The 12,906-nt window shown below is 71.5% G+C and carries 12 protein-coding genes; 2 read left to right on the plus strand and 10 right to left on the minus strand.

Features of this window, described 5'->3' with window-relative positions; genetic code table 11:
* Positions 1-67 precede the first annotated feature (67 nt).
* Genes FHX50_RS07155 through hemE form a run of 9 tightly spaced genes read right to left on the minus strand, consistent with a single transcriptional unit; the run spans position 68 to position 9,088 of the window.
* Positions 68-604 (minus strand): hypothetical protein, encoded by a 537-nt coding sequence (locus tag FHX50_RS07155; RefSeq protein WP_183376084.1) that lies wholly within the window; start codon positions 602-604, stop codon positions 68-70.
* Positions 605-608: 4 nt separating this feature from the next.
* Positions 609-1,892 (minus strand): glutamate-1-semialdehyde 2,1-aminomutase, encoded by a 1,284-nt coding sequence (gene hemL, locus FHX50_RS07160; RefSeq protein ID WP_183376321.1) that lies wholly within the window; start codon positions 1,890-1,892, stop codon positions 609-611.
* An 8-nt stretch (positions 1,893-1,900) separates the two neighbouring features.
* Positions 1,901-2,896 carry a porphobilinogen synthase gene (hemB, locus tag FHX50_RS07165; RefSeq protein ID WP_183376086.1) on the minus strand — a complete coding sequence of 332 codons (996 nt, stop codon included), beginning with the start codon at positions 2,894-2,896 and terminating at the stop codon, positions 1,901-1,903.
* Positions 2,896-3,663 carry a uroporphyrinogen-III synthase gene (locus FHX50_RS07170; RefSeq protein WP_183376089.1) on the minus strand — a complete coding sequence of 256 codons (768 nt, stop codon included), beginning with the start codon at positions 3,661-3,663 and terminating at the stop codon, positions 2,896-2,898. Before FHX50_RS07170 ends, hemB begins: the two co-directional genes overlap by 1 nt.
* Positions 3,664-3,713: 50 nt before the next feature.
* Positions 3,714-4,616 (minus strand): hydroxymethylbilane synthase, encoded by a 903-nt coding sequence (gene hemC, locus FHX50_RS07175; RefSeq protein WP_183376092.1) that lies wholly within the window; start codon positions 4,614-4,616, stop codon positions 3,714-3,716.
* The gene (locus FHX50_RS07180; RefSeq protein WP_183376095.1) at positions 4,613-5,776 is read right to left on the minus strand and encodes a ferrochelatase; all 1,164 of its coding nucleotides are present in this window, start codon (positions 5,774-5,776) and stop codon (positions 4,613-4,615) included. The genes hemC and FHX50_RS07180 overlap by 4 nt, the downstream gene beginning before the upstream one ends.
* Positions 5,773-6,456 (minus strand): hydrogen peroxide-dependent heme synthase, encoded by a 684-nt coding sequence (gene hemQ, locus FHX50_RS07185; protein WP_183376096.1) that lies wholly within the window; start codon positions 6,454-6,456, stop codon positions 5,773-5,775. The genes FHX50_RS07180 and hemQ overlap by 4 nt, the downstream gene beginning before the upstream one ends.
* A complete protein-coding gene (locus FHX50_RS07190; protein WP_183376099.1) occupies positions 6,453-8,000 on the minus strand; it encodes an FAD-dependent oxidoreductase in 1,548 nt (515 codons plus the stop codon). Before FHX50_RS07190 ends, hemQ begins: the two co-directional genes overlap by 4 nt.
* Positions 7,997-9,088 carry a uroporphyrinogen decarboxylase gene (gene hemE / locus FHX50_RS07195; RefSeq protein WP_246370857.1) on the minus strand — a complete coding sequence of 364 codons (1,092 nt, stop codon included), beginning with the start codon at positions 9,086-9,088 and terminating at the stop codon, positions 7,997-7,999. The genes FHX50_RS07190 and hemE overlap by 4 nt, the downstream gene beginning before the upstream one ends.
* A 77-nt stretch (positions 9,089-9,165) precedes the next feature.
* On the opposite strand from hemE, the gene FHX50_RS07200 reads away from it, so the two are divergent.
* Both FHX50_RS07200 and FHX50_RS07205 read left to right on the plus strand, forming a co-directional pair.
* The gene (locus FHX50_RS07200) at positions 9,166-10,512 is read left to right on the plus strand and encodes a glutamyl-tRNA reductase (RefSeq protein ID WP_183376104.1); all 1,347 of its coding nucleotides are present in this window, start codon (positions 9,166-9,168) and stop codon (positions 10,510-10,512) included.
* Positions 10,502-10,837: a hypothetical protein gene (locus FHX50_RS07205; protein WP_183376106.1), complete on the plus strand. Its 336-nt coding sequence runs from the start codon at positions 10,502-10,504 to the stop codon at positions 10,835-10,837. Before FHX50_RS07200 ends, FHX50_RS07205 begins: the two co-directional genes overlap by 11 nt.
* A gap of 16 nt (positions 10,838-10,853) precedes the next feature.
* Here the strand turns inward: FHX50_RS07205 and FHX50_RS07210 are convergent, their stop codons facing one another.
* A complete protein-coding gene (locus FHX50_RS07210) occupies positions 10,854-12,866 on the minus strand; it encodes an acyltransferase family protein (protein WP_183376109.1) in 2,013 nt (670 codons plus the stop codon).
* Positions 12,867-12,906: the final 40 nt, after the last annotated feature.

The raw sequence follows: 12,906 nt of genomic DNA on the forward strand, positions 1-12,906 counted from the left end.
TCGATTTGCGCAAGGGTGAGATGAACCACCCGCCGGCAGCGTCCGCTCACGCAGCCGAGCGCCGGTTTCAGTGAACCGCGTGCGAGCCGCCCTCGCTGCTCGGGTGCTCAACGTCGCTGACCGCGGGCGTCGACGCCTCCGCGCCGCGGGAGGATCCGTACAGCAGCCAGAGGGTGTGGCGCGTGGAGAGCAGCCAGCCGCCGATCACGGCGATCGCCGCGAGGATCGCGGTCATCAGCACCCGTCGGACGGAGGAGCCGTCCGCACCGGCGGCCTGCTCGCCGCCGAACAGGTCCGGCAGCGACAGCCCCAACCAGCCGACGAGCACCAGCACCGCCAGGGTGATGGTGAACGCGCGGGAGAAGGCGATGAGCCACTGCTCGGGCTCCGCGGGGTAGCCGGGGCCCGAGCGGTGGCGCTTCGCGGCCAGGGGGCCGACGGCGCCCGCCGCGAGGAACGACAGCACCCACCACAGCAGTGACAGCACAGCGGCAACGGTCGTGTGCCCCGTCAGGATGACGGCCGAGATGACGCCGAAGACGACTCCGATGATCAGGAGCCGGATCGCGTACGGCCCCAGTGTGGTCAGCTGCGGTGGGATCATGCGTTCAGCCTACCTGTGCGGCTGCGCGAGCCGCCGCAGGAAGCGCCGAGACGACCCGGTCGATGATCGCGTCGTCGTGGGCACGGGACACGAAGTACGCCTCGAACGCCGACGGAGGCATGTACACGCCCTGGTCCAGCATGGCGTGGAAGAACGCCGCGAACGCCTCCGTGTTCTGCGCCTTCGCCGCCTCGTAGTCGCCGACGGGACCGTCGGTGAAGAACACGGAGAACAGGGTGCCGGCGGTGTTCACGGTGTGCGGAACTCCCTCCGCGCTCAGCGCCGAGGTCAGTTCGCGCTTCAGCGCGTCACCGGCGGTCGTGATCTGCTCGTACACCGGCTCCTCCAGCTGGCGCAGCGTCGCCAGACCCGCCGCGGTGGCGAGCGGGTTCCCCGACAGGGTTCCCGCCTGGTACACGGGGCCGAGCGGGGAGAGGCGCTGCATGATGTCGGCGCGGCCGCCGAACGCGCCCACGGGCATGCCGCCGCCGATGACCTTGCCGAAGGTGACGAGGTCAGCGGCCACACCGTCCACCCCGTAGAAGCCTTCGCGGGAGGCGCGGAAGCCGGTGAGGACTTCGTCGATGATGAGCAGGGAGCCGTGCTGGTCGGCGGTGCGGCGCAGGAACTCGTTGAAGTTCCCCGGGCTGATGACGCCCATGTTGCAGGGCGCGGCTTCGGTGATGATCGCGGCGATCCGTTCACCGTGCTCCGCGAACGCCGCCTCAAGGGCCTCCTGGTCTCCGTACGGCAGGACCAGGGTGTCGTGGGCGGTGGCGTCGGTGACGCCGGCGGAGCCGGGCAGCGCGAACGTGGCGACACCCGAGCCCGCCTCCGCGAGCAGGGAGTCCACGTGGCCGTGGTAGCAGCCGGCGAACTTGATGATCATGTCGCGGCCGGTGAAGCCGCGGGCCAGGCGCAGCGCGCTCATCGTCGCTTCGGTGCCGGAGTTGACCATGCGGATCTGCTCCACCGGTGCGATCCGTTCGATCACGGTCTCCGCCAGTTCGATCTCGCCCTCGTGCGGGGCGCCGAATGAGAGGGACTTCGCGGCGGCCTCCTGGACGGCCTGCACCACCTGGTCGTCGGCGTGGCCGAGGATCATGGGGCCCCAGGAGCCGACCATGTCGACGTATTCGTTGCCGTCGGCGTCCCACAGCAGGGCGCCCTTGCCGCGCACGAGGTACGGCGGGGTGCCGCCGACGGAGCCGAAGGCGCGCACGGGGGAGTTGACGCCGCCGGGGATGGACGCCTTCGCGCGCTCGAACAGGGTGCTGCTGGTGGTCATCTCAAAGCTCACAGGTACTCTCCGAATTCGTCGGGGCGCTCACGCAGCAGGCGTGCCGCATGCGCCGCATAGTAGGTCAGGACGCTGGAGGCGCCGGCGCGCTTGAACGCCAGCAGGGACTCCAGCACGGTGCGGTCGCGGTCCAGCCAGCCGTTGGCGGAGGCCGCTTCGATCATCGCGTACTCCCCGGACACCTGGTACACGCCCACCGGGACGGGGGAGGCCTCCGCCACCTGGCTGAGCACATCGAGGTAGGGCAGGCCCGGCTTCACCATCACCAGGTCGGCGCCCTCGGCCACGTCCAGCTCGAGTTCGCGCAGCGCTTCGGCGCTGTTCGCGGAGTCCTGCTGGTAGGTGCGGCGGTCGCCGGTGAGGGAGGAGTTGACGGCTTCGCGGAACGGGCCGTAGAACGCGGAGGAGTACTTGGCGGTGTAGGCGTAGATGCCCACGTCGGTGCGGCCGTGCTCGTCGAGGGCGTCGCGGATGACGCGGACCTGGCCGTCCATCATGCCCGACGGCGCCACGATGTGGGCGCCGGCATCGGCCTGCTGGCGCGCCATCTCGGCGTACACCTCGAGGGTGGCGTCGTTGTCGACGGTCCCGTCGGCGCCGAGCACGCCGCAGTGGCCGTGGTCGGTGAACTCGTCCAGGCACAGGTCGCTCATCACGAGGATGTCGTCGCCGACTTCGCGGCGCACCTCGCGCAGGGCTCGGTTGAGGATCCCGTCGGGGTCCACACCGCCGGTGCCGGTGGCGTCCTTCTCCTCCGGCACCCCGAACAGCATGATGCCGCCGAGGCCGAGCTCAGCGGCCTCGCGGGCGGCCCCGCGCAGGGAGGAGAGGTCGTGCTGCACCACGCCGGGCAGCGACGAGATCGGCTGAGGTTCCTCCAGGCCTTCGCGCACGAACATCGGCAGGATGAGGTCGGCGGTGCGCAGGGTGTGCTCGCGCACCAGGCGGCGGTGGGCGGCGGTGGCGCGCAGGCGCCTCGGTCGGTGGATCATCAGTGCTCCTCTCGATGGGGCGGGTCGGTGGCGGTGAGCGGCGTCGGGCCCGTCGGGCCGGCTGGGTCGCTGCTCAGGGCACGGACGGTGGCGTCGGCGAGGGCGGTGTCGGTCGGGTCGGCGGCGATCGCGTCCGGGGGGTGGCCGACGGATTCCGCGGCGGCCCGGGTCGGCTCCCCGATCGCGACGACTCGCACCCCGGCGGCGAGGGGATGCTGCAGGACTGCCCGGGCGATCATCGGGGAGGTGAGGACCACGGCGCCGACGGCCCCGTCGGCCAGGTCGGCGATCACCGAGTCCGGGAGGGGACGCGGGACGGGCCGGTAGGCGACGATGCGGTCCACCGCCCAGCCGGCTTCGCGCAGGCCCTCGGCGTGGGCGGGGTCGGCGGCGGATGACGCGGGCAGGGCGAGCCGCGCGCCCGGGGCGGGGGCGGGCAGCTCCCGGACGAGGGCCTCCCCGCTGCCCGAGGCGACGAGGTCGACCCGCAGGCCGGCTGCGCGGGCGGCGTCGGCGGTGCCGGGGCCGACGGCTGCCACTGTAAAGTCCTGCCGGCCGGACCGTGCGGGCCAGCCGCCGGTGCAGAGCGCCTCCACGGTGGTGCGCGAGGTCAGGGCGAGCGCATCGTAAGCGCCGGCATCGAGGGCACGGCGCAGGTCCGTCAGGTCGCTGTGCTCGAACGCGGTGACGGGATGGTGCACCCCCTCCAGGCCGCGGTCCGCGAGGGCCCGCAGCAGGGCATCAGCGCGGCCGTCCGGCCGGGCCACCAGGACCCGACCGGACGGTGCAGCGGATGCAGACGCGGCGGTGATGGGGCTCAGATCCCTTCGGACAGGAGGTCGCGGGCGCCGCGGCCCAGCATCGTCTCCGCCATGCGGCGGCCCAGCTGGCGCGGGTCCTCCATCGGGCCGGCCGCCTCCTCCAGCATGTGCGCGGTGCTGCCGTACGTGCCGGCCTGCATGCGCAGCTGGGCGCCGTCCACCACCGCGTACGCTGCGACGGGGGCGCTGCATCCCGCCTCCAGGGAGTTCAGCAGCTGACGCTCCGCCGTCACGGCCGCGCGGGTCACGGGGCAGTCGAGGGCGGCGAGGGCGTCATCGAACCGGTGATCGTCCTCCCGGACCTCCACCGCGAGGGCGCCCTGCGCGGGAGCGGGCAGGAACACCGTCGGGTCGAACTCGTCGGTGACGCGGTCCGTCAGCCCCAGGCGGTTGAGTCCGGCGGCGGCGAGCACCACCGCATCCAAGCGGCCCTCGGTGACGTTCGCGATGCGGGTGTCGATGTTGCCGCGGATCGGCTGCACATCCAGGTCGGGGCGCTGGAGGCGCAGCTGGGCGGCACGGCGCGGCGAACCCGTGCCGACGCTCGCCCCCGCCGGGAGGGTCTCGAGGGTGAGGCCGTCGCGGGCGATCAGGGCATCACTGGGCGACTCGCGCGGCGGGACCGCGGCGAGGCGGATCCCGTCGGGCTCGGCGGTGGGGAGGTCCTTGAGGGAGTGCACCACCACGTCGACCTCGCCGGACAGCAGCGCTTCGCGGACAGCGGAGACGAACACGCCGGTGCCGCCGATCTGCGTGAGCGGGGACGTCTGGTCGCGGTCGCCGTGGGTGGAGACGTGGACGAGCTCGAACTCGACCCCGAGGTGGCGGGCAGCCCAGGCGGACTGCGACAGCGCCAGCTTCGAGGCGCGAGTGCCCACGCGCACGGGCGCATCCGTCATCGGCCGGCTCCCTCCCGCTTCGCGCGGATCATCAGCGCGAGCTCGCTCGGCTCCCCGGCCTTCTCCCAGTCCTCCTCGGAGTCCACACCGGAGGTGGTGCGCTGGATCGCGCGGGCGTTCGGGCAGCACCCGGCGCCGCAGACGTCGCCGCACTGGATGTCGCGGCCCACAGCGATCGTCGGTTCAGCACCGTTGACCCGCTCCTCCACGAGGTCCACGAGGGCCTCGACGAAGCGGTCGCTGCTGCCGGAGGTGGGGACGCGGATGAACGCCAGGCCCTTCTCCTCAGCGGTCTCCTTCGCCTCCGTATCGAGGTCCCACACGACCTCCACGTGGTCGGTGACGAACCCGATCGGCACCACGATGACCGCGGTGCGGCCCTCCAGGCCTTCGATGACGTCGTTGATGTCCGGCTCCAGCCACGGAATGTGGGCGGGGCCCGACCGCGACTGGTACACCAGCTGGTGCGGCACATCCGATGCGTCGGCCTTCTCGATGACGTAGTCGATCGCAGCCTGATGCTGCTTCACGTACCAACCGCCGGAGCCCTCCTCCCACGTGTCGCGGGGACCTGAGGTGTCCGCCATCGTGTTCGGGATGGAGTGCGTGGAGAACAGCACGTCGATCGCGGAGCGCTCGTGGCCGTCGGCTTCGAGATCGGCGATGGCGCCGCGCACCGAGTCCACGACCGGGTCGAGGAACCCGGGATGGTTGAAGTAGACGCGGGCCTTGGAGATCTCGAACTCGCCCTTGAGGTCGTTCGCCTGCAGGGCGAGGCCGAAGTCCTCCCGGTACTGGCGGCAGGATGAGTAGGAGGAGTAGGCGCTGGTGACGAGACCGAGGGCGTGGCGGTGCCCGTCGGCGTGCATCTGCTTGACCGTGTCGTTGACGTACGGCTCCCAGTTGCGGTTGCCCCAGTAGACCGGCAGGTCGATGCCGCGCGCCGCCAGAGCCTTCTCCAGGCGCGCGATCAGGTCCTTGTTCTGGTCGTTGATGGGGGACTTGCCGCCGAGGGCGCGGTAGTGGTGGCTGACCTCCTCGAGGCGCTCGTCAGGGATGCCGCGACCGCGGGTGACGTTGCGCAGGAACGGCATCACGTCATCGAGAGTCTCCGGCCCGCCGAAGGAGGCGAAGAGGATCGAGTCGATGGGGGCGCTCACAGGAGGATCTCCGCGACGTCGCTGAGCTCGCCGAGGCGGCGGCCCACGTGGAACGGCAGCTCTTCGCGCACGTGCAGGCGCGCCTTCGTGTAGCGCAGGTGCCGCATCATGTCGACCAGTTCGTGCAGCTCATCGGCCTCGAAGGAGAGGAGCCACTCATAGTCGCCGAGGGCGAACGCGGCGGTGGTGTTGCCCCACACGTTCGGGTAGTCGCGGCCGAACCGGCCGTGCTCGGCCATCTGCTCGCGGCGCTCCTCCTCCTCCAGCAGGTACCACTCGTAGGAGCGGACGAACGGGTAGATGGTGATCCACTGCTTGCGCGGCTTGTCGTCCTCCATGAACGCGGGGCGGTGGGTGCGGGTGAACTCGTGCTCGCGGTGCACACCGGAGGCCTGCCACACCTTCTCCAGGTAGGTGCCGGCGATCGACTGCTCGAACAGGCGCAGCGCCTCCTGGATCGCCTCCGGCTTCTCCGCGGAGACCCACAGGATGAGGTCGTCCTCCGCGCGGAACGCGGTGGCGTCGTAGAAGCCGAGGACCTCCACACCGAGCGGCGAGAACGCCTCGGTGGTCTTCTGCAGGTCCTGTTCGACCTGGTCGGCGCTGACGGTGCCTTCGTCGTTGAGGCCGCCGATCTTCTTGTAGACGGTGTAGGTGGTGAAGCGGATGATCTCGCTCATGAGCGGGTGTCCCTTTCTCGAGTGATGGCTTCCAGTCCGGTGCCGTCGATCCAGGCGCCGGACAGTTCGATGGTGGCCGGCAGCGCCGACCGGAGCGCCGCGACCGCGTCGGAGTGCCCGGCGGCGGCCCTGCGCTGGGTGCGGGTGATGTCGGTGAGGGTCCAGTCCACGAGGCTGAGGCCGGCGCCCTCCACGCCGAGGATGCGGGCGGCGTCCCGCAGCGCCAGGTCGGGGAATCGGCCGCGGTCGGGGAGGGGCTCGTCGCCGCGGCCGTAGCTGAGGCGGATCACGTGCCGGTGCGGGTGCTCGTCCGTGCGGGCCGCGTTGCGGACATGGTCCCATTTCGCGCTCGCGTGCGTCATCGCCTTCGCCGTGATGGTGGTGGCCGACGGGGCCACGAGCGCCCCGTTGCCGCGCGGATGGCGGCTGAGAGCGGGCGCCTGCAGCACGAGGGTGCACAGCCGCACCGGCACGGGCCGGGAGGCGGGCACGAGATCGGCGAGGCTCGCCTGGGCGGGGTCGGTGTCGAGGCCGCGCAGGAGGTCGCGGGTGGTGTCCGGATCGGTCGCGATGACAAGGCGGTCCGCGGTGATGCGCTCCGGCGCGCTCGCGGTGTGCTCGGGTGCGGTGCTGTCGGCGGACTGCTCGGGTGCGCGATCAGCGCCGACGGGGTCGAGCACCACGGACCAGGCGTCGCCGTCAGCAACGAGGGACACAGCCCTGGTGGAGGTGCGGATCGTGCCGCCGAGCTCACGGATGCGCTCGGCCATCGCCTCGGGGATCGCCGCCATCGTCGGGGTGACCGCGCGGACCGCGGCGCCCGCCCGCACGGGCGCGCCCGACCTGCCGGCGGCACCCGTCGGCCGGGCGGAGGTGCGAGGGCCCGCGGAGGCTGCACGGCCCCGCTGCGCGGCATCCCGCTCGGCGAGCATGCCCGCCACCGCCTGCTGCACACTGCCGGCCTGGTCGGCGCGTCGGCGCAGACCCGGCAGCACAGTCTCGAGTTCCAGCGCCATCGGATCCGCGGAGTGCACCCCGGTGATCAGCGGCGCCACCAGGCGGTCCAGCACCCGTCGGCCGAAGCGGCGGCGGGTGAGCTCCCCAATGCTGATGCCGTCCCGCCAGCCGTACGACGCCGGAAGGAGGCGCTCCGCCGCGGCGCGCAGGGAGCCGACGAGGCCGAGTGCGCGACGCGACTCCGCCGACAGCGGCTGCGCCGGCAGCCCCATCACCGCGCGCGACGGCGACGCGAACGCATGGTCGTCCAGGACGATGAAGCTGCTGGACCCGGCGGGTTCCACCACACGGTCGGCGAGGCCGAGCTCCTCCACGAGGGCCTGGACCCGGCCGCCGCGGGACGCGTACGCCTCCGGCCCGGCATTGAGGTCGAGACCGTCCACGACGGCGGAGCGGATCACACCGCCGGTGACGGAGTCGGCTTCCACGAGCGTCACCTGCTCGCCCGCCTGGGCGGCGCGCAGAGCGGCGAGGAGGCCGGCGAACCCTCCGCCGATGACGAGAGTGCGGGTGGCGGTGGCGGTCACAGCGAATGGATGTGGGCGACGAGGTCGGTGAGGACCTGCGGGTCGGTGGTGGGCGGCACGCCGTGGCCGAGGTTCACTACCTGACCGGCGGCGGCGCGGCCCTGCTCGACGACGCGCTTCGCCTCAGCAAAGCGGACCTCCTCAGAGGAGAACAGGACCGACGGGTCGATGTTGCCCTGGACCGCGAGATGGCCCGGCAGCAGGTCGATCGCCTCGGACAGTTCGATCCGGTGGTCCACGCCCACGCACGTGGCGCCGGCGTCCGCGATCGCCGGCAGCATGTGGCCGGTCCCCACCCCGAAATGGGTGCGGGGGACATCGAGGTCCGCGACGAAGCCGAGGGTGCGCTCCGAATGCGGCAGGACGTGCTCGCGGTACACCCGCTCGGACAGGGACCCGGCCCACGAGTCGAACAGCTGCACGGCGGAGGCGCCCGCTTCGACCTGGGCGCGCAGGAACTCGCCGGAGAGGTTCGCCACCCATTCGGCGAGGTGCGCCCACAGTTCGGGTTCGCGCGTCATGAGGGAGCGGGTGGTGAGGTGGTCGCGGGAGGGGCGGCCCTCCACCATGTACGACGCCACCGTGAACGGGGCGCCGCAGAAGCCGATCAGCGGGGTGGAGCCGAGCTCCTCGACGGTGATGCGGACGGCCTCGCGGATCGGGTCGAGCGCTGCGCGGATGACGTCATCCACCGGCGGCAGTGCGCGGATGTCCGCTTCGGAGGAGATCGGCTCCTCGAACACGGGGCCGATGCCCGGCTCGATGTGGACGCCGAGCCCCGCGATCTTCAGCGGGGTCATGATGTCCGAGAAGAAGATGCCCGCATCGACCTTGTGTCGCCGCACAGGCTGCAGGGTGATCTCCGCCGCCATCTCCGGGATCAGACAGGACTCCAGCATGCCCGTGGTGCCGCGCACCTGCTTGTACTCCGGGAGGGAGCGGCCGGCCTGCCGCATGAACCACACGCTCGGCGGAGCGTCCGCGACCTCGGCGCCCCGGCCGGCCAGACGCTTGACCAGCGGCGACTCAGCGGGGGACGGGGAGGGCGCGCCAGAAGGCCCTGAAGAGGGCGCAGAGAAGTCAGTCATGATGCCGCTCATTGTGCCCTAGTGAGCTGAACGGCGAACATTCGCGTCCCGAGCACATCAGCCTTAAGGTTGATTCCATGCTCATCGCTCTTCGCGCCACCCATGATCGGCTCGGGCTCGATGGCCTGGACCGCCTCGCACGCGGCGCTGAACGGCTCGACGCCGTGATCGGCGAGCTCAACGAGGAGCATCCGGACCAGCCCCTGATCGGCTGGGTGGTGATCGCCACCTGCAACCGCCTCGAGATCTACCTCGACGCCGACCGCTTCCACGACGCAGTCGACCTCGTGGTGCGCGCCGTCTCCCACACCAGCGGGCTCGATGAGACCACCGTCGCCGAATCCCTCGTCGCTGACGCCGGCCGCTCCAGCGCCCGCCAGCTCTTCTCCGTCGCCTCCGGCCTCGATTCCCAGGTCATCGGCGAAGCCGAGATCACCGGCCAGGTCCGCACCTCGTTCTCCGAGGCGCTCTCGGAGGGACGCACCACCAGCCTGCTCAACGACCTGTTCCAGGGCGCCATGCGCACCGCGAAGAAGGTCACCACCTCCACCCGGGTCGGCGCCGCAGGCCGCTCCTCCGTCGCTGTTGCCCTGGACGCTGCCGAAGGACTTGTGGACTCCCTGCGCAACCGCGACGCCCTCATCATCGGCACCGGTGCGATGGCCCGCATCGCGTCGGCCGAACTGCACCGCCGCCGCATCGCCACCCTGCGCGTGTTCTCCCCGTCCGGCCGCGCCCCCGGCTTCGCCGACACCCACAGCGCCGTCGCCGTCACCGAGGACGAGCTGCCCGCCGCCATCACCCGCTCCTCCGTCATCATCGCCGCGTCCGGCGGCGGCACCACCGTGCTCAGCGCCGACAACGTCCGTCCCGAGGGCGAACTGGTGATCCTCGACCTCGCCCTCCACTCGGACGTGGACGACTCCGTTGCGGCCGTGGACCGGGTGCATCTGCTGGGCCTGGCCGACATCACCGCCGACACCGGAGAGACCGATGAGATGGAGCGCGCCCGCACCCTCGTGGAGGACGGCGTCACCCGCTTCGAGGAGCGCCAGCGCATCCGCGCCATGGACCCTGCCGTGTCCGCGATGCGCGCCAGCGTCCGCGCGGAGGTCACCGCCGAAGTGGAGGCTGTCCGTGCCGCCCGCGGTGATGACGCCGCCGAGCAGGTGGAGCGCTCCCTCAACCGCGTGTACAACCGGCTGCTCCATTCGCCGATGGCGCGCGCCCAGGAGCTGGCACGCACCGGCAACGGGGCGAAGTTCCTCCACGCCGTGCACACCATCTTCGGCGTGGACGTCTCCGATCAGCTCAGCCTCAGCGCCTCGGACGGCCAGGCCCCGTCGGACGACCTCCACCAGCCGCCGATGACGGTGGCGCAGATGAACGACGCCATGAAAGAGGTCGACGCCCGTGTTCGATGACGTCCGCACCCTCCGCGACGAGGACCGCGCAGCCCTGCGCGCCCTCCTGAGCACCGACGCCCCCGCCTCCAGCGCCGATGCGTTCCGCGCCCTGCCCGCCATCCTGGCCGACGGGGACGACACCCCCGCCGCGGTCCGCGCCCGCATCGACCTGACCCTGCTGAGCATCCTCGACGGGTTCGTGGACAGCGCCCTCTACCAGGTGGACGAGCTGACGAAGGACGCCCGCCGCATCGCCGACCTCAGCGGCGACCAGTCGCTGCCGCCCGCCGCCGACGCGGTGCGCGACGCCGTGGAGACAGCCGCCCAGCACTCCACGACCTGACGTGGTCCGGCCCGCATCACCAGCGGAAGCCGGACTCCTTCAGCTGCCGCTCCACCTCCGGTGCTGCGCTGGCCGCGTAGGTCGAGGTCAGGTGGTAGTGGTCAGTGAAGACAGTGACGTTGCCGCGAGCCGGAGCGCACTCTCCATCGGGACAGACCACGGGCGTGAGATCCACAGGATGGATGTGGTCGGCGCCGACGAGGTCAGCGTCCGGGCGGGCACGGTCCAGCCCCTGCCCCAGAGGCGAGGTGCAGTCCGCTGACCGCTCCTCACTGCAGGCGTTCGGCTCGGTGCTCAGCCGCGGAGAATCCCTCAGAGCGATCACCTCGACCCCATCAGCGGCCATCTTCTCCGCCAACCGTGCGGCGCCGGGGAAGGGACGCTCATCGCCGCGAATGGGCACATCGGTCGTGATCATCACGACCGCGTCCGGCTTCACCGCCGCGACGTACTGTTCGGCGAGCTCGGTGTACTCCGAGCAGCGCTTCGCATTGCCGCCCCACGCATCCTTCTCGGCGCCGAAGCCGCAGCCCGGTTCGAACAGCGCGATGGCTCGCCATCCCTTCGCTTCCGCGATCGCGTCAACGCTGGGCGCCATCTGCTCCATTCGTGAATTGCCGATGTAGACGATGACCTTCTCATCGCCGCGCGTCGGCTCCGCAGGGCTTCGCATCCGGCAGGAGGACAGGCCCTTCGGCGCGGCGAAGCGGCCCTCACACTTCTCCTTCAGCCCGAACCAGTCCTTCGGGGCGCCGTCCCGGCCCGGAAGCTCCGGGGCCGACGGGTCCCGCTGCGGGTGGGGCGTGAAACCGGGCTCGAGGGCACGCGCCCCAGGGTTGTTCGCGTACGCCAGCCCCTCCTGCTCCGCGATCTGCCCCGATGCGCCGCGATGGACACCCCAGACCCCGCCGGCGCCCACAGCCAGCACCGCCGCGATCACGACCGCTGCCCGCACTGGGCGCTGCTCAGCCCACCTCAGGCGCCGGAACGGAGTGTCCACCAGGCGCGTCAGCAGCCACGCCAGCACCAGCGACACCGCCACCACAGCCGCCCCCACCAGCGGGGGGAGGCGCAGCTCATCGCGCTGAATCAGCAGAACGATCAGCAGAGGCCAATGCACCAGGTACAGGCCGTAGCTGATCGACCCGAGGGACTGGAACGGCCGCGAGGCCAGGAGCCCATTGTGTCCGGCGAGCATCACCACCGCCGCGGCCGACAGCGGCCACAGTGCGATCAGGCCGGGGAACAGGCCCGCCACATCGACCAGGGCTCCCATGGAGACCAGCGCCGCGACCGCACCGTAGGACGCCGCAGCGCGAGCAACCGGCCGCTGGGCGAAGACGGCCAGGCCTCGGCCACCGCGATGATGCAGCGCAATCGCCACCAGGCAGCCCAGGCAGAACTCCCACAGCCGTGCCGCGGTATCGAAGTACGCCACCTCCTGATGACGGCCCGTGGACACGATCGACCACACGAGGGACACCGCGAACAGTGCCCCCAGCACGAGTGCGGCCGAGCTGAAGCGGGCGCGGGTGCGGCGATGCGCCGGGACGCGGCGCGTGAGCACTGTGACCAGCGCGAACAGCAGCGGCAGCAGAAGGAACACCTGCGCCTGGATCGACAGCGACCAGAAGTGCTGCAGCATCGGTGCCCGCTGCTGCGCCGCTGCGTAGTAGTCCACGCTCTGGCCGATGAGGAACCAGTTCTCCACCTGCGCAAGGGACGCCACCGCGTGCGGCAGTTCGGTCATCACAGCCTGCGGCCCCGCCAGAGCCCACACCAGTGCGAGCGACCCCACGATCACCACAGCGGCCGGCGGCAGGAGTCGTTTGAAGGTGCGGGCCCAGTAGGCGAGGGGCGCCGATGGCTGATCGCGCTCCCATCGCCGCAGGAACGTGCCGGTCAGGAAGAAGGCGGAGACGAACAGGAAGACGTCGACGCCGCCGGACACCCGGCCGACGAACACGTGGTAGAGCACCACGAGCAGGACGGCAAGACCCCGCAGCCCGTGGATGTCGCGGCGGAACACGGGGCGGTCGGAAAGGGGCGCGCGGCGGCGTCCACGGGGT

The sequence above is a fragment of the Helcobacillus massiliensis genome (assembly GCF_014191425.1).
Lineage (GTDB): Bacteria > Actinomycetota > Actinomycetes > Actinomycetales > Dermabacteraceae > Helcobacillus > Helcobacillus massiliensis.

What these genes read in the sequence shown, in the direction of transcription:
- FHX50_RS07155 (WP_183376084.1), bottom strand. Translation starts at nt 604, where the DNA reads ATGATCCCACCGCAGCTGACCACACTGGGGCCGTACGCGATCCGGCTC.
- hemL (WP_183376321.1), bottom strand. Translation starts at nt 1,892, where the DNA reads ATGACCACCAGCAGCACCCTGTTCGAGCGCGCGAAGGCGTCCATCCCC.
- hemB (WP_183376086.1), bottom strand. Translation starts at nt 2,896, where the DNA reads ATGATCCACCGACCGAGGCGCCTGCGCGCCACCGCCGCCCACCGCCGC.
- hemC (WP_183376092.1), bottom strand. Translation starts at nt 4,616, where the DNA reads ATGACGGATGCGCCCGTGCGCGTGGGCACTCGCGCCTCGAAGCTGGCG.
- hemQ (WP_183376096.1), bottom strand. Translation starts at nt 6,456, where the DNA reads ATGAGCGAGATCATCCGCTTCACCACCTACACCGTCTACAAGAAGATC.
- hemE (WP_246370857.1), bottom strand. Translation starts at nt 9,088, where the DNA reads ATGACTGACTTCTCTGCGCCCTCTTCAGGGCCTTCTGGCGCGCCCTCC.
- FHX50_RS07200 (WP_183376104.1), top strand. Translation starts at nt 9,166, where the DNA reads ATGCTCATCGCTCTTCGCGCCACCCATGATCGGCTCGGGCTCGATGGC.